Origin of the sequence: Agrobacterium sp. GD03872, assembly GCF_029840625.1 — a bacterium.
Taxonomy (GTDB): Bacteria; Pseudomonadota; Alphaproteobacteria; order Rhizobiales; family Rhizobiaceae; genus Agrobacterium; species Agrobacterium fabrum_A.
On the sequence record NZ_JAOCCY010000008.1, the window covers coordinates 23455 to 38188 of the forward strand.

Genomic DNA, 14734 nt, shown 5'->3' on the forward strand with positions numbered 1-14734 from the left:
GATGAATGACGCGCCGTTCTGGAAAACCAAATCGCTCACCGAGATGACCGGTGAGGAATGGGAAAGCCTGTGCGACGGCTGCGGCCTGTGCTGTCTGAACAAGCTGGAGGACTGGGACACCGGCGAGGTGGTGTTCACCTCGGTCCGCTGCGTGCTGCTCGACGGTGAGAGCTGTCGATGCTCCGACTATGAAAACCGCCGCGCCACCGTGCCTGATTGTATCCAGCTCGACCTGAAGAAGGTGCATGAGATCGGCTGGCTGCCGCCCACCTGCGCCTATGCGCTGGTGCGCGACGGCAAGGATCTCTACTGGTGGCATTATCTCGTTTCCGGCGATACGGAAACGGTGCATCAGGCCGGCATTTCCGCGCGTGGGCGCACCGTCAGCGAGGCCGATGTGGATGTTGACGACTTCGAGGATTATGTGGTCGACTGGCCCCTGACAGTGGGTGAGACGGTCGGCGAGAGGGCGGGCGAAAAGCAGCGGACTTGATGGAAAGAGTCAATTTTCGTTTTGGTCCTATTCCTGCCCCATCATTCTCTTAAGGCATGTCATCCGAAAGCGTGTCACGGTTTCGGGATACGACTTGTCTGAAATCAAAGACAGCTTCCGGCCATTCCGGCAAATGATCCGCAAAATGCGGACGAGGGACATCAAAACGCATGCGCTACCGGCTGCCCGCCATCGTTCTTTCATGCCTTGCCCTTCCGGGGCTCCTGTCGTTTTCCGCCCATGCCCAGCAACAGCCCCAGGCCTTCGAATGCACGCTGGTCACGTCAATCGAGACGGGTGCGGTCATCAACCAGCAGGGCGCCTGCGACCAGCGTGTGGCGCCGGCCTCCACCTTCAAGGTGCCGCTGGCGCTGATCGGCTTCGATGCTGGCATCCTTCAGGACGAGAAGACGCCCGCCTGGGACTGGAAACCGGGCACGGAAGCCCGCGCCTCGGACCGCAAGACGGTCGATCCCACCATATGGGAGCAGGATTCGGTGCTGTGGTATTCGCGTGAAATCACCCGTCGCCTCGGGCCTAAAAAATTCGCCGCCTATGTGAAGCGCCTCGGTTACGGCAATGCCGATGTCTCCGGTGAGCCGGGCAAGAACAACGGCCTGACCCATTCCTGGCTCGGCTCGTCGCTCACGGTCTCGCCGGTGGAACAGGTCGGCTTTCTCCGCCGCCTTCTGGCCGGCAATCTGCCGGTCTCGCGCGATGCGCAGGCGAAGACAAGGGCAATCCTGCCGGTCTTCGATGCCCCGGAAAGCTGGGCCGTGCACGGCAAGACCGGCACCGGCTATATGCGCGACGAAAAGGGCAACCCCGACCGCAACCGCCCCTTCGGCTGGTTCGTCGGCTGGGCGGAGCGCGAAGGCCAGCATATCGTCTTTGCGAGACTGCGCGTTTCCGACAAACCGTCCAACGAACCGCTCGGCCCCGCCGTGCGCGACTCCTTCCTGCGCGATATTCCACGGCTGGCCGTGCATCGCTAAAGAGCGGTGTGGTCGGGATGCCTTGAACCCGGGAAAGGATATCGGGACATGTCGAATGCCTCCTGCGATGTCATCGGGCTCTATACCGAACACGGGGCCGATTTCGACAGGGAGCGCGGCCGCTCCCTCGCCGAAAAACCCTGGCTGGACAGGTTCATCTCGCTTTTGCCCGACGGCGGTTCCATTCTCGATATCGGCTGCGGTTCAGGCGAACCGATTGCCGGCTATTTCATCGCCAGCGGTTATGACCTCACGGGCATCGACGCGTCCCTGCCGCTGATCGAACTTTGCCGCAACCGGTTTCCGGAAAACCTCTGGGCGGTCGCCGATATGCGCGAGCTGGCTCTCGGTCGCCGTTTTGACGGTTTGATCGCTTGGCACAGTTTTTTCCACCTGAAGCCTGAAGATCAGCGTCTGATGTTCGGCACTTTCCGCCAGCACGCCAATGACGGTGCGGCCCTGATGTTCACGGCCGGGCCGGGGCATGGGGAAGCGATGGGTACGTTTCAGGGCAGGCCGCTTTATCACGCCAGCCTTGCGCGCGAAGATTATGAAAGCCTGCTCGCCGCACACGGGTTCCGGCTTCTCGATCACATCGTCAACGATCCGCAATGCGGTGGGGCGACGGTTTATCTCGCCAGACGGGTCGTGGCCTGAGAGGCGACCGTGCGGCCGTTCGATCGCAGCGGCAAACGGTGTAAATTCCTGCTTTTACGGCCGGTGCCCGTACTCACGATTGTGTGTTCAACAAAAAACTCGCCCATACCTTGACCTTCCCATCATGGGAAGCCCTACATAGGGTCTCGAAAGGGGATTTCCCATGAACGAGACAGTCAGACACGCCCATCCAAATCAACCGGTTTCCATTCCCGTCGAAGGCATGACCTGCGCGTCCTGCGTGCGGCGTGTGGAGACGGCCGCGGCCAAGGTGCCGGGTGTCGCATCGAGCTCGGTGAACTTCGCCACGAAGAAGCTCACCGTCGAACCGGCCGAAGGATTTTCGGCGAAAACGCTCGGAGCCGCCATCAAGAAGGTCGGTTACGATATCACACCCGACCGGCAGGAATTTGCGGTAGAAGGCTTGCGAGGCGAGGCGGATGCGGAACGGCTGACGGCCATTCTGGAAGCCGTCGCCACCACGGTCGACGTGAAGGTGGACGCCGCGGCCGGCAAGGTTGCGGTTAAAACCATCGGCGGCCGCCGCGAGCGGGATGCGCTGGTGGAAACGGCAAAGCTCGCCGGCTTCGCGCTGACGACACCCAAACCGCACGATCATTCCGCCCACCCGGACCACAGCCAGCACCACGGGCATCATCAGGGCCACGGCCAGATGGCGGCGGCCGGCGAAAGCGGCGGCCATGACCATATGCAACATGCCGGTGAGGAGGGCGCGCTGAAACGCGACCTGACGATCGCCGCGATCCTGACGGCGCCGCTTTTCGTGCTGGAAATGGGCGGCCATCTCTATGAGCCGATGCATCACTGGCTGATGGGCATCATCGACACGCAGAACCTCTATTACATCTATTTCGCGCTGGCGACGGCGGTGATCTTCGGACCGGGCCTGCGCTTCCTCAAGACCGGTTTCCCGGCCCTGCTGCGCGGCGCGCCGGAAATGAACTCGCTGGTGGCGCTGGGCGTCACCGCCGCCTATCTCTATTCGGTGGTGGCGACCTTCGCGCCCGACCTGCTGCCGGAAGAGGCGCAGTTCGTCTATTATGAAGCGGCAACCGTCATCGTGACGCTGATCCTGACCGGGCGGCTTCTGGAGGCCCGCGCCAGCGGCCGCACGGGAGACGCCATCCGCAAGCTGATGAGCCTGCAGGCGAAGACCGCCCGGGTGGAGCGCGACGGCGCTACCATCGATATTTCCCCCGAGGACCTGGTGGCCGGCGATATCGTCGTCATCCGCCCCGGCGAAAGGCTGGCGGTGGATGGCGAAGTTGTCGAAGGCTCGTCCTATGTCGATGAATCCATGATATCGGGCGAACCGGTGCCGGTGGAAAAGACGGTCGGCGCAACGGTCGTCGGCGGCACCATCAACAAGACGGGCGCTTTCAAGTTCAAGGCGACCAAGGTGGGCGCCGACACCATGCTGTCGCAGATCATCCGCATGGTGGAGGAGGCTCAAGGGTCCAAGCTGCCGATCCAGCTGCTGGTGGACCGCGTCACCGCGCTATTCGTGCCCGTTGTCATAGCAATCGCTGTCCTGACCTTTATCGTCTGGGCGATCTTCGGCCCCGAGCCTGCCTATACTTTCGCGCTGGTCAATGCGGTGGCGGTGCTGATCATCGCCTGCCCCTGCGCCATGGGTCTCGCCACGCCCACCTCAATCATGGTCGGCACCGGAAGGGCGGCTGAACTCGGCGTGCTGTTCCGCAAGGGACAGGCCTTGCAGGAACTGCGTTCGGCGCAGATCGTTGTGGTCGACAAGACCGGCACGGTCACCAAGGGCCGCCCGGAACTGACCGATCTGGTGGTTGCGGAAGGATTTGCCGACAATGAAGTGCTGGCGCTGGTCGCCGCCGTCGAGGGCCGCTCGGAACATCCGATTGCCGAGGCCATCGTCCGCGCTGCGGAAGATCGGGGGTTGGCAGCGGGAGAGGGACTTGAACCCCCGACCGTCGAAAACTTCGAAAGCGTGACGGGTTACGGCATCGCCGCGAACGTCAACGGCCGCAGGGTTGAAGTCGGCGCGGATCGTTACATGGCCAAACTCGGCCATTCCGTGGATATCTTCGCTGAAGCCGCCGCAAGGCTGGGCGACGAGGGCAAGACGCCGCTTTATGCCGCCATCGACGGCAGGCTGGCGGCTGCGATTGCCGTCGCCGATCCGCTGAAACCGTCAAGTGTTGCCGCCATCCGGGCGCTGCAGGCGATGGGCATCGAAGTGGCGATGGTGACGGGCGACAATGAACGCACGGCGAATGCCATCGCCCGGCAGGTCGGCATTTCCCGCGTGGTGGCCGAAGTGCTGCCCGAGGGCAAGGTGAAGGCGATCCACGAGATGCGCGCCGGCGGCAAGGTGCTGGCCTTTGTGGGGGACGGCATCAACGATGCGCCGGCGCTGGCCGAGGCCGATATCGGCATCGCCGTCGGCACCGGCACGGATGTCGCCATCGAAAGCGCCGATGTGGTGCTGGTCGGCGGCGATCTTCTGGGGGCGGTCAACGCCATCGAGATGAGCCGTGCGACCATGCGCAACATCAAGGAAAACCTGTTCTGGGCTTTTGGTTACAATGTGGCGCTGATACCGGTTGCGGCGGGCGTGCTTTATCCGGCCTTCGGCATCACGCTGTCGCCGATGATCGGTGCGGGCGCCATGGCGCTCTCCAGCGTCTTCGTTCTTGCCAATGCGCTGCGGTTGAAACGAGCGAAGGTGGCCCATCGGGAGGTGACGTCATGAATATCGGCCAGGCATCGGAAGCATCGGGCGTTTCCGCCAAGATGATCCGTTATTACGAGCAGATCGGCCTCATCACGCCGGCCGCCCGCACCGGCAATAATTACCGGGTCTATGGCGAGCAGGACGTGCATAATCTGCGCTTCATCAAGCGGGCGCGCACGCTCGGTTTCTCGCTGGAAGAAACCGAGACGCTGCTGAAACTCTGGCAGGACAAGACCCGCGAGAGTTCGGCGGTGAAGGAAATCGCGCTCGTCCACATCGCCGATCTCGAGCAGAAGATCGCCGAGATGAAGAGCATGGTGAAGACGCTCTCCCATCTCGCCCATTGCTGCGGCGGCGACCACCGGCCCGACTGCCCCATCCTCGACGATCTCGCGGGCGCCGATAAGACCGACGCCCGGCCCACGAGAACCCACTGAGCTTTAATGACAGCCGGCGCGAGAGTATTGCCACCGGCCAGAAGGAGAAAACCATGAGTGCAACCACCTTCCTCATTCCTGACATGACCTGCGGCCATTGCGAAAAGACGCTGCGCGGCGCTCTCACGGAGGTACTGCCCGGCGCATCCGTCAGCATCGACCTCGATGCCCACAAGCTGACGGTTACGGGCGACGCCGCAACTGCGGAAGCGGCGATCCGCGAAGCCGGTTATTCGCCGGAGCGGGCGGGTTGAGAGACGGCTTCCGTTTGCACAGGTCCCAAAATGTGCTACATATGTTGCACAAAACGGAGCGTAGACGGATGACCGTAACGACGAGAATAAGACGTCAGGGCGGTGCGGCGGTGATGACCATCCCGCCCGCTCTTTTGAAGATGCTGGGGCTGGAAATCGGTGAGCAACTGACGCTCGAGGTCGATAACGGCGCGCTGGTCGCCAGCCCGGTTCGGCAGGAAAAGAAGCGCTTCACGCTTGCCGAACTGCTGGAGGGTGCGGATGAAGTCGCCGCCCTCAATGCCAGCGCGCGGGAGTGGGACGAAGCGCCGCCAGTTGGCAAAGAAGCCCTTTGATGGTTCGCAGCCAGGTTCCAAAACGTGGCGACGTTTATCTGGTCGACCTCAATCCTGTCATCGGCAGCGAAATCAGGGACGAGCATCGTTGTATCGTCATTACGCCCAGAGAAATCAATGCGGTTGGACTGTGCCTTGTCGTTCCCGTGACCACGGGCGGAGTATTCACACGCAGGGCAGGGCTTGCCGTGAACATATCGGGCCACAGGACAACGGGTGTCGCACTATGCAATCAGGTGAGAAGCATGGACATTGTTGCCCGTGTCGCCCAGAAAAAAGCGAAATATATCGAAACCCTTGACGATGCGACGATCGACGAAATCGCCGGTCGTGTCATCAGCATGATCGATCCCGCCTGAGAACGCCCATTGGAATAATGGGCGAAATATGCTACTGAGTAGCATCTCTTTTGGACCGGGATAGCCACAATGTCCGTCAAGGCGTCAGTTTCCATCTCCGATCAACAGGACAGCTTCGCTCGAAGGCTAGTGGAGGAAGGGCGTTATGCCAGTCTCAGTGCCGTCGTCCAGCGTGGGCTGGAACTGCTCCGGCAGGAAACGGAACTGAAGGACGCCGAACTTGCCGCGCTTCGCGATTTGCTGGTCGAGCGCGGGCAGGGCGACTTCATCTCCTTGGAAGACGGCAAGGAAAGAACGGCGGCGATGATAGCAGCCCGGAAGGCAAGCCGTGGCCTTTAAGGTCCTGCGTTCAACGCAGACGGATCAGGACCTCGGCCTCATTCTCGACCATCTCATCCAGTCCTATCTCGACCTCGGTGACGCCTTGCCGGGGGCTTTCGCGCGCGCTGCGCGACGCGTGGGGTCAATTGAAACGGATATGGAAGCGCTTCACAAAGCGCCTTTTCAGGGCACATTATTGCCCGAAATATTGCCCGGCCTTCGCCGGGTAACGAAAAATCAGGCTGTCTTTTATTTCGATGTCGATGAGGGTGAAAAGACCGTGCGTATTCTCGCGGTCTTTTTCGGCGGGCAGGATCATCTACGCCATATGCTCACGCGCCTCGTGTCCCACCGCGTCGCGGGTCCTCCCTGAACCGCATCGAAAGCCCGTCTTCCCGCGAGGAATTGCGGTTCCTGCCGCGATGAATTCCGTCAAACCGAATTGCGTGAAAAAGCCGTCTTGACCTCAATGGCGCTTGAGGTTCTAGTTTGCCCGCCGTATCGCAAAAATGGAAAGGATACGGCTTTGTCGAGTATGGAAATGGCGGAGAAAAACGGCTGGGGCGAATTGTTGAGCGGGGCGAATCTCTCGCTCCTCACCGTCATCTCCGCCGGTATCGGCCTGCACGCTTTTAATCAGTTCGCTATCGTCGCGGCCTTGCCTGTCGCCGTCAAAGAAATCGGCGGCGCTGCCTTTTATAGCTGGGCCTATAGTCTTTATTTCGTCGGTTCGGTGGCGGGCGGCGTCACCGCCGTGCTGTTCCGCGAACGGTTCGGCGCGCGCCCCGTCCTGCTTCTGTGCTGCCTGATCTTTTCTTTCGGGTCGGTCCTTTCGGCAGTCGCCGGCGACTTTTTGTGGGTCGTTGTCGGCCGGGCCTTGCAGGGATTGGCTGACGGGCTGATCGTGGCCGTGTGCTACAGTCTCATTCCCGCCGGCTTCCGCTCCGGCCTGCTGCCGAAGGTCTTCGCCATCGAGGCGGCGATCTGGGCGGTCGCCTCCTTCATCGGCCCGCTGACCGGCGGTTTCGCCACCGAGCACATCTCCTGGCGCGCCACCTTCCTGCTGTCGGCGCCGCTGATCCTGCTGCTTCTGGCCTATACCACCATTGCCGTCTCCGCCGAGCGGCCGGTGGCGGCGACGCGCAAACCGCTGGTGCCGCTTGTTCTCTGCCTTGTCGGCGCATTGGCCTTTTCCGCCCCCTCCGCCTTCGAGGATGCCAGCCTGCGGGCGATTTCCCTGCTGGCAGGGGCGGCGCTGCTGTGGGCCTCGCTGCGTGCGGGCACCCGGCCTTCCGTAGGCCTCTTCCCGAAGGATTCCTTCCGGCTGAAAACCGTGCTCGGCAGCGGCTTCTGGGTGCTGTTCCTGATGTCCTATGCCCAGGCGCTGGACAGCGTCTATCTCGCTTATGTCGCCATCAATCTCTGGCAGCATGAGCCGACCTTTGCCGGTTTTATCGTGGTGACCATGCCGCTTGCCTGGAGCCTCGTCGCGATGTTCATCGGCAGCCTGCGCTCCGACCGCCTGCGGGAACTGTGCCTGCATTACGGCCCCTATCAGATGGTGCCGGGCTGCGTCCTGCTCGGGCTGGGGCTGGCGACGGGGAACTGGGGTGAGATGCTGTTCGGGCAGATCCTGATCGGCTCCGCTTTCGGCATGTCCTGGGCCGGCATCAGCCAGGCCGCCATGGAGGCCGCGCCGGAAGAGGAACGCAAGATGACTGGCGCGCTGCTGCCGACGGTCGCAACGCTGGGCGCCGCAGCCGGTGCGGGCGCCAGCGGCACTGTCGCCGCCGCAACCGATCTCGTCGCGCAGATCGAACGCGCGGATGTGACGATGCCGATGGTTTATCTCTATGGTCTGGGTGTCGTCGTGTCGCTGCTGGCGATCATCACCGCCACCGGCTTGCGGGGTGAAAGGCGCTAGGGCATTTCCAGGAAAATTGGGACCCGGTTTTCCGTTCGAAAATGTGGAGCGGCGGCTCACAGCCGCCGTCAGGACTGGGTGGCGGCGATGGTGATCGCCGCCAGATAAACGACGAAGGACATGATCGCGATTGCGCCGATAATGATGATGATGCCCTTGCCGGCGCGTTTTTTCTCGGCCTTGTTTTCATTGGCCTCGGTCGGAAACAGGATGGGATCGCTGGTATCGCGGATTTTGGTCATGCCGGTTCTCCTTTCGGCGGATGTATCGGGCGGTTTCGATCTATCAACCGCCCGATCCGCCAAAAGGTTCCTCAGGGTTTCAGCGCCCAGCTGGTGGCATGCACCACCACGCCGGGGGCGGCCTTCAGCAGCGCCGAGCGCACCGGTTCAAAACCCTCGATGCGCTTGGTGCCCACATATCGGCCCCGATTGGCGAAGACTTCGATGGAGCCGTAATCCAGAAAGATGCGGACGCGCGAGGCTCTTGCCCCCTTGGCGATATAATGCGGCGAAGGACCTTCCCACCCGTCCTCGTGACGGATCCACAGGCCCGTTTCATCGGAAACGACGCCCAGCCTCACCGCCGGATGATCGAGCACCAGTTCGAAGGGTGCACCGGGTGAGGCAAGCTCGAACAATATCTCCACCGCCCCATTGATGAAGGTAACGCGTTCCCCGGCGGCCAGCCGCGTGCGGTCGAGAATATGGCTGCGCAGGCTTTCCGCCGCACCGATGGGCGGGGTCAGGAGTTCGCCGTTTGCATAATGAATCCGGCGCGGCAGCGTCATGGAAGTGGGGAAATCGATCTCCGGATTGGCATCCGCCCAATTGGCCAGCCAGCCGATGCCGATGATGCTGTCGCCATCCAGAAAGGCCTGGAAGGCGTAATTATCAGTGCCGAAATCCAGTTCCTGCCCGGATTCCTTGGTGAAGACCTTGCCGTCGAACCAGCCGACATCGGCCATGGTCAGGTTCTTGCGGCCGGTTTCCGGGTCTTCCGAATGCATCAGCCCATAGACCAGCACCCAGCGTGTGGAGCGGGCATTGGCAGGTCCATCGAGCGGCAGCAGACAGGGGCATTCGATGGCCGTGGTTTTATAACGCGTTTCCACCCACAGCTTGCCCACATAGGTCCAGCCCGATGCGGCGGTGGGGTCCAGCGTCTCGTAAAGCAGGATCACACCGCCGCCGTCGCTCTGGCTGCCGAGCAGCATTTTCCACAACCCGTCGGGGCCGCGAAAGACGTAAGGATCGCGGAAATCCGGCGTCAGCCCCTGTCCGTCCGGGCGGCGGCCGAGAACGACCTCGGCCTGTCCGGCCATGATGAGATCGGAGGAGGTGGCGGTGAGCTGTATCTGCTGTTCGGGAATGCGGTCCTGCACCTGCTCGGTGAAGAAGACGCGGATGCCCGTGCCTTCCACCAGCGGAATGGTGGAGCCGGAATAGGCGCCGCCGCGCTTGTCGGGCCGCGTCGTCAGATCCTCGGAAGGGAAAAGGAAGATCGGCAGGTGCCGCCAGCGCAGATAATCCGACGAGACGGCATGGCCCCAATGCATGGTGTTCCAGCGAAGCCCGTGCGAATAATGCTGATAGAACAGATGCGGGCGCCCCTCGAAGCGGCCGAAACCGTTCGGGTCGTTCATCCAGCCGAAGGGCGGGCGGAAGTGATAGCTGCCGGGAAGTTCGGGTGCGGCATTATCCGGCTTGGTATGGACGACGGTGATGCCGGTTTCCAGCACATCCGACGCCGTGAACCAGTAGATGACGGAAACGGCTGTTGTGACTGTGTCGTAACTCAGCTCCACATGGCCGCCGCCGAAAACCTGATAGATTCGAAAACCGAACTCTTCCGTGTTGACGCTTGAAACCTCAGCGAATTTTCCATTCTGATTGGAAAAGGAGACGGCGCCCGGCTCGGCATCTTTCTTCGCCTTCAGCCAGACATGGAAGGTGGCGTTGACGGGCAGATCGGTATGAATGGTGCGGATGGCGCTTTCCGGCTCGGCTACGGCTTCAACGACGGTCATTGCTTTTCCTTTCGTTCGGCATTCTGCGGGTCAAGCATAGGAACGATGATGGCGCGGGAAAGTTCATTGCGCAAAATTGAATGAGGCGATGGAGGAGGTTGGGCATTTATCGCTCGCATCCGCCGCCTTCCGGCCCCATATAGGGGCAAAGCAGGGAGTTTATCCGTGATGAAATTCGACAATTCCTATGCCCGTCTGCCGGAACGGTTCAGCGCCGCCGTGCTGCCGACGCCGGTGAAGGCGCCGCGGCTCATCGCCTTCAATCGCGGGCTGGCCGATGAACTTCTTCTCGATGTGGCCGGCCTTGACGATGAAAGGCTGGCGGCGATCTTTTCCGGCAATGTCGTGCCGCAGGGGGCCGAGCCGCTGGCCATGGCCTATGCCGGCCACCAGTTCGGCGGTTTCGTGCCGCAGCTGGGTGATGGCCGCGCCATTCTGCTCGGTGAAGTGATCGACAGGAACGGCAAGCGCCGCGATATCCAGCTGAAAGGTTCCGGCCCGACGCCGTTTTCGCGCCGGGGCGACGGGCGCGCGGCCCTTGGCCCGGTGCTGCGCGAATATATCGTGTCGGAAGCGATGTTTGCGCTCGGCATTCCCGCCACGCGGGCACTGGCGGCTGTCCTCTCCGGCGAAAGGGTGCAGCGTGAAGTCGGCCTGCCGGGCGGTGTTTTCACCCGCGTTGCGGCAAGCCATATCCGTGTCGGCACGTTCCAGTTCTTCGCGGCGCGCGAGGATGACGAGGCGATCAGGAACCTCGCGGACTATGTGATCGACCGTCATTATCCCGAGGCGAAAGAGGCAGACAATCCTTACCTCGCCTTGCTGCGCGGCATCGCCGAGAGGCAATGCGACCTTATTGCCCGCTGGATGATGGTGGGTTTCATCCATGGCGTGATGAATACCGACAATATGGCGGTGTCAGGCGAAACCATCGATTTCGGCCCCTGCGCTTTCCTCGATGAATATCATCCGAACAAGGTCTTTTCCTCCATCGATGCACAGGGCCGTTATGCCTTCAACAACCAGCCTGGCATTGCGCAATGGAACATCGCAAGGCTGGCGGAATGCCTGTTGCCGCTGCTCGATCCGCAGGTGGAAAAAGCCGCCGAACTCGCCAATGCCGTTCTCGCCGATTTCGCCGCCGCCTTTCCCAGACGCTGGCTTGCCGGCATGCGCGAAAAGCTTGGCCTGACGGTGGAGGAAGAGGGCGACATCGATCTGGTGCAGGCGCTGTTGGCGCTGATGCAGGCATCGGAGGCGGATTATACGCTGACCTTCCGGCGTCTTTCCCATGCGGCCAATGGCGATGCCGAACCGTTTCGCGGCATGTTCGTCGATATTGCCGGGGCGGACGAATTTCTGGCGCGCTGGCGGCAAAGAGCCGGGCGTGAGGAGATTTCCGACAGGGACAGGTCAGCGGCGATGTTGGCCGCCAATCCGGCCATCATCCCGCGCAACCACCGTAACGAGGAGCTGATCGAGGCAGCGGTGGAGGAGGGGGATTTCGAGCCCTTCCACGCCATGCTGAAAGCAATCGCCACGCCTTTCGAGGAGCGGCCGGACAATTTCGTCTATATGCAGCCGCCGATGAGCCATGAGCGGGTGTTCAGGACCTTTTGCGGGACGTGAGCGGAGCGCTGACCCGCAGCGCCGGAGCGAGCGGGTGCCTGTTTCGCCTTCTCCCCGCCGGGGAGAAGGTCGCGGCAGCGGGATGAGGGGGCAAGGGTGCGATCCATCGCTGGCGTTGCCCCCTCATCCGACCCTTCGGGCCACCTTCTCCCCGGCGGGGAGAAGAAATCGGCGGCGATGCTGTGCCTTTAAATCACCCAACCCGCGCCAGCGGCTCATGCGCGCCATAATAGTGGCCGAACCGGTTTTCGAGGAACTTCGGCAGCGCCACTTCCTCCTGGCGCACGAATCCCTTCTGCGGCAGGACGCCTTCGGCGAGCAGATCGAGAACCGTGCAGATGCCGGCGGCGGTGGTGATCTGGATGGCGCTCATCATCCGGCCGGAAACCGGGCCGGCATAGACCTTGTTGGCGTAGGTTTCCTGCAGGAAACGGCCGTTGCGGGTGCCGCAGACGGTGACGAAGACGATGACCACATCCTGCATGGTGCCGGGCAGGGCGTTTTCGAACAGGTCCTTCAGCACATCGCGGCGATTGCGCAGGTTGAGGTCGTTCAGAAGCGCCTTCATGATCGCCACATGGCCGGGATAACGGATGGTGCGGTAATTCATCGTCCGCACCTTGCCTTCCAGCGTGGCGCAGAGCGTGCCGAGACCGCCCGAGGTGTTGAACGCCTCGTAGGTAACGCCGTCGAGCGAGAATTCCTCGCGCTCCTCCAGCGCCGGAACGGCGGTAAGGCGGCCTTCGACGATCGCTTCGCAGGGCTCGATATATTCGTTGATCAGCCCGTCCGTGCTCCAGGTGAGGTTGTAGTTGAGCGCATTGGACGGATATTGCGGCAGAGCGCCGACGCGCATCCTCACGCTGTCCAGTTTGTCGAACTTGGCGGCAAGATCGGCGGCGACGATGGAGATGAAGCCGGGCGCGAGGCCGCATTGCGGGATGAGCGCCATCCCGGCCGTTTCTGCCAAAGCCTTGACCTTGCGGGTGGATTCGACGTCTTCGGTGAGATCGAGATAATGCGTGCCGACGGTAACGGCCGCTTCGGCAATGCCTGCTGTCAGGTGGAAGGGGGCGGCGGATAGAACGGCGAATTTGCCTTTCAGCAGTGCTTCAAGAGCGGGACGGTCGGTGATGTCGACGATTTCGGTATCGACCCGTTCATGCGCCGGCACATTGGCCAGCTGATCGGCCGAACGGTCGGCGACGGTGATGCGATAATCGCCTGATGCGGCCAGCATCCAGGCAATGGCCGACCCGATATTGCCCGCGCCGATGACGACAATGTTTTTCATGTTTTTGTTCCCCGCAGTGAATGCAAATGTGTCAGCGCGGATGCGCTTCAAGAACAGAATGCCAGTTTTTATTGACGATTCGCAGCTTCACTATGTGCGGATAGCGGGTTAATATTAGACAATAAGACGACAGGATTGGTCACTATGACGATTGCCGACAAGGACCGGGCGCTGCTCGCCCTGCTTTCCGAAAATGCCCGCATGCCGGTGGCGGAACTGGCGCGCAAACTCGGCCTTTCGCGCACCACGGTGCAGGCCCGTATCGAGCGGCTGGAGGCGGACGGGGTGATTGCGGGTTATGGCCTCAGGCTTTCGGAAAGCTATCTTTCCGGGCTGGTGCGCGCCCATGTGCTGATTACCATCGGGCCGAAGGCGCTGCCCGGTGTGACGGCGGCGCTCGCCGCCATCAAGGAGGTGACGACGCTGCATTCGGTGAGCGGCACCTTCGACCTCATCGCCATTCTGGCCGCACCTTCGATCCTCGATCTCGACCGGTTGATCGACCGCATCGGCGCGCTTGACGGCGTGGAGCGCACGCTGTCGTCGATCATTCTGTCGACGCGGATTTCGCGGTAGGAGCGTTTGAGGGAGTGGAAGATACGCAAAACCCGCTTCCGTCATGCCGGACTTGATCCGGCATCCAGCCGACGCACGTCTGCGCGGCGAATAGAGTCTTTTCAGCCCAAGGACTTGGGCTGGCTGGATACCGGATCAAGTCCGGCATGACGGAAGCGATGGTCTGCAAAACGAAACAGCAAAGGAGTTTGCCGCTCCCATGCTTCCGTCGCTACGCGAGAGCGAAGACCCTCTAAACCACCGCCCGCTCATCATAAGCCCTCTGCGCCGCCATCACCGCGTCGATATTCCCCTCCGCCCAATGGGCAAGCGCCGCCACCGTGTCAGTCAGCGTCCGCCCCAGCGGCGTCAGCGAATATTCGACCGTCACCGGCACGGTCGGGAACACCTGCCTCGAAATCAGCCCGTCGCGCTCAAGCTTCTTCAGCGTCTGCGACAGGACCTTCTGCGAAATGCCCTTGATCTCCCGCCGCAGCAGGTTGAAGCGCACCGCTTCCACCCGCAGCCGGTCGAGGATCAGCAGCGCCCATTTGTCGGCAATCCTGTCCAGCACCATGCGGGTGGGGCAGCGGTCTTCATAGACGTCATAGATACGTTCCATGGGTTTGTTCCGTCGTTTCAGGGCCATGCCGGTTTCCGAAAGGAAACCAGATAACCGAAAAGTGCTCTCTTTTTATGATTTCGCAAACGCAGTACCTGT

The 14734-nt window shown here is 61.8% G+C and carries 17 protein-coding genes; 13 read left to right on the top strand and 4 right to left on the bottom strand.

The window, feature by feature from the left end:
• Position 1 precedes the first annotated feature (1 nt).
• The 11 genes from N5D22_RS17675 to N5D22_RS17725 all read left to right on the top strand — a co-directional run bounded on the left by N5D22_RS17675 (position 2) and on the right by N5D22_RS17725 (position 8506).
• Entirely contained in the window at positions 2-493 is a 492-nt protein-coding gene (locus tag N5D22_RS17675; protein ID WP_279658466.1) for a YcgN family cysteine cluster protein, read from the top strand.
• A gap of 170 nt (positions 494-663) precedes the next feature.
• On the top strand, positions 664-1488 hold the full coding sequence (blaOXA, locus tag N5D22_RS17680) for a class D beta-lactamase (protein WP_279658465.1): 825 nt from the start codon (positions 664-666) through the stop codon (positions 1486-1488).
• Between the two features lie 48 nt (positions 1489-1536).
• Positions 1537-2145, top strand: coding sequence for a class I SAM-dependent methyltransferase (locus N5D22_RS17685; protein WP_279658464.1), 609 nt, complete (start codon positions 1537-1539; stop codon positions 2143-2145).
• A gap of 163 nt (positions 2146-2308) precedes the next feature.
• Positions 2309-4894, top strand: coding sequence for a heavy metal translocating P-type ATPase (locus N5D22_RS17690; protein ID WP_279658463.1), 2586 nt, complete (start codon positions 2309-2311; stop codon positions 4892-4894).
• The gene (gene cueR, locus N5D22_RS17695; RefSeq protein WP_279658462.1) at positions 4891-5313 is read left to right on the top strand and encodes a Cu(I)-responsive transcriptional regulator; all 423 of its coding nucleotides are present in this window, start codon (positions 4891-4893) and stop codon (positions 5311-5313) included. Before N5D22_RS17690 ends, cueR begins: the two co-directional genes overlap by 4 nt.
• 53 nt (positions 5314-5366) lie before the next feature.
• Positions 5367-5567, top strand: a complete 201-nt coding sequence (locus tag N5D22_RS17700) for a heavy-metal-associated domain-containing protein (RefSeq protein WP_269827965.1) — start codon at positions 5367-5369, stop codon at positions 5565-5567.
• 68 nt (positions 5568-5635) lie between these two features.
• Positions 5636-5902 carry an AbrB/MazE/SpoVT family DNA-binding domain-containing protein gene (locus N5D22_RS17705; RefSeq protein WP_059753836.1) on the top strand — a complete coding sequence of 89 codons (267 nt, stop codon included), beginning with the start codon at positions 5636-5638 and terminating at the stop codon, positions 5900-5902.
• Positions 5902-6261: a type II toxin-antitoxin system PemK/MazF family toxin gene (locus N5D22_RS17710; RefSeq protein WP_080817384.1), complete on the top strand. Its 360-nt coding sequence runs from the start codon at positions 5902-5904 to the stop codon at positions 6259-6261. Before N5D22_RS17705 ends, N5D22_RS17710 begins: the two co-directional genes overlap by 1 nt.
• 69 nt (positions 6262-6330) lie before the next feature.
• Positions 6331-6600 carry a type II toxin-antitoxin system ParD family antitoxin gene (locus N5D22_RS17715; protein WP_279658461.1) on the top strand — a complete coding sequence of 90 codons (270 nt, stop codon included), beginning with the start codon at positions 6331-6333 and terminating at the stop codon, positions 6598-6600.
• A complete protein-coding gene (locus N5D22_RS17720) occupies positions 6590-6955 on the top strand; it encodes a type II toxin-antitoxin system RelE/ParE family toxin (protein ID WP_279658460.1) in 366 nt (121 codons plus the stop codon). The genes N5D22_RS17715 and N5D22_RS17720 overlap by 11 nt, the downstream gene beginning before the upstream one ends.
• Before the next feature lie 162 nt (positions 6956-7117).
• On the top strand, positions 7118-8506 hold the full coding sequence (locus tag N5D22_RS17725; RefSeq protein ID WP_279658495.1) for an MFS transporter: 1389 nt from the start codon (positions 7118-7120) through the stop codon (positions 8504-8506).
• A 68-nt stretch (positions 8507-8574) separates the two neighbouring features.
• Here N5D22_RS17725 and N5D22_RS17730 read toward each other — a convergent pair whose 3' ends face one another.
• Together N5D22_RS17730 and N5D22_RS17735 are read right to left on the bottom strand one after the other, a co-directional pair.
• The gene (locus N5D22_RS17730; protein ID WP_020009686.1) at positions 8575-8748 is read right to left on the bottom strand and encodes a hypothetical protein; all 174 of its coding nucleotides are present in this window, start codon (positions 8746-8748) and stop codon (positions 8575-8577) included.
• Positions 8749-8819: 71 nt separating this feature from the next.
• Positions 8820-10535, bottom strand: a complete 1716-nt coding sequence (locus N5D22_RS17735) for a glycoside hydrolase family 32 protein (protein WP_279658459.1) — start codon at positions 10533-10535, stop codon at positions 8820-8822.
• Between the two features lie 168 nt (positions 10536-10703).
• Between N5D22_RS17735 and N5D22_RS17740 the strand changes: the two genes are divergently transcribed.
• Complete coding sequence (locus N5D22_RS17740) at positions 10704-12164, top strand: protein adenylyltransferase SelO family protein (protein WP_279658494.1); 1461 nt, start codon at positions 10704-10706, stop codon at positions 12162-12164.
• Positions 12165-12357: 193 nt separating this feature from the next.
• Here N5D22_RS17740 and N5D22_RS17745 read toward each other — a convergent pair whose 3' ends face one another.
• Positions 12358-13458, bottom strand: coding sequence for a saccharopine dehydrogenase family protein (locus tag N5D22_RS17745; protein WP_279658458.1), 1101 nt, complete (start codon positions 13456-13458; stop codon positions 12358-12360).
• A gap of 144 nt (positions 13459-13602) precedes the next feature.
• Here N5D22_RS17745 and N5D22_RS17750 point away from each other — a divergent pair, with 144 nt between their 5' ends.
• Positions 13603-14034 carry an Lrp/AsnC family transcriptional regulator gene (locus tag N5D22_RS17750; RefSeq protein WP_003522324.1) on the top strand — a complete coding sequence of 144 codons (432 nt, stop codon included), beginning with the start codon at positions 13603-13605 and terminating at the stop codon, positions 14032-14034.
• Positions 14035-14266: 232 nt separating this feature from the next.
• Here N5D22_RS17750 and N5D22_RS17755 read toward each other — a convergent pair whose 3' ends face one another.
• Positions 14267-14635, bottom strand: coding sequence for a helix-turn-helix domain-containing protein (locus N5D22_RS17755; RefSeq protein ID WP_003509204.1), 369 nt, complete (start codon positions 14633-14635; stop codon positions 14267-14269).
• Between the last annotated feature and the right edge of the window lie 99 nt (positions 14636-14734).

Coding starts and splice junctions, on each gene's coding strand:
- N5D22_RS17685 (WP_279658464.1), top strand. CDS start 1,537: ATGTCGAATGCCTCCTGCGATGTCATCGGGCTCTATACCGAACACGGG.
- N5D22_RS17700 (WP_269827965.1), top strand. CDS start 5,367: ATGAGTGCAACCACCTTCCTCATTCCTGACATGACCTGCGGCCATTGC.
- N5D22_RS17705 (WP_059753836.1), top strand. CDS start 5,636: ATGACCGTAACGACGAGAATAAGACGTCAGGGCGGTGCGGCGGTGATG.
- N5D22_RS17725 (WP_279658495.1), top strand. CDS start 7,118: ATGGAAATGGCGGAGAAAAACGGCTGGGGCGAATTGTTGAGCGGGGCG.
- cueR (WP_279658462.1), top strand. CDS start 4,891: ATGAATATCGGCCAGGCATCGGAAGCATCGGGCGTTTCCGCCAAGATG.
- N5D22_RS17715 (WP_279658461.1), top strand. CDS start 6,331: ATGTCCGTCAAGGCGTCAGTTTCCATCTCCGATCAACAGGACAGCTTC.
- N5D22_RS17675 (WP_279658466.1), top strand. CDS start 2: ATGAATGACGCGCCGTTCTGGAAAACCAAATCGCTCACCGAGATGACC.
- N5D22_RS17750 (WP_003522324.1), top strand. CDS start 13,603: ATGACGATTGCCGACAAGGACCGGGCGCTGCTCGCCCTGCTTTCCGAA.
- N5D22_RS17745 (WP_279658458.1), bottom strand. CDS start 13,458: ATGAAAAACATTGTCGTCATCGGCGCGGGCAATATCGGGTCGGCCATT.
- N5D22_RS17730 (WP_020009686.1), bottom strand. CDS start 8,748: ATGACCAAAATCCGCGATACCAGCGATCCCATCCTGTTTCCGACCGAG.
- N5D22_RS17690 (WP_279658463.1), top strand. CDS start 2,309: ATGAACGAGACAGTCAGACACGCCCATCCAAATCAACCGGTTTCCATT.
- N5D22_RS17740 (WP_279658494.1), top strand. CDS start 10,704: ATGAAATTCGACAATTCCTATGCCCGTCTGCCGGAACGGTTCAGCGCC.
- N5D22_RS17735 (WP_279658459.1), bottom strand. CDS start 10,535: ATGACCGTCGTTGAAGCCGTAGCCGAGCCGGAAAGCGCCATCCGCACC.
- blaOXA (WP_279658465.1), top strand. CDS start 664: ATGCGCTACCGGCTGCCCGCCATCGTTCTTTCATGCCTTGCCCTTCCG.
- N5D22_RS17755 (WP_003509204.1), bottom strand. CDS start 14,635: ATGGAACGTATCTATGACGTCTATGAAGACCGCTGCCCCACCCGCATG.
- N5D22_RS17710 (WP_080817384.1), top strand. CDS start 5,902: ATGGTTCGCAGCCAGGTTCCAAAACGTGGCGACGTTTATCTGGTCGAC.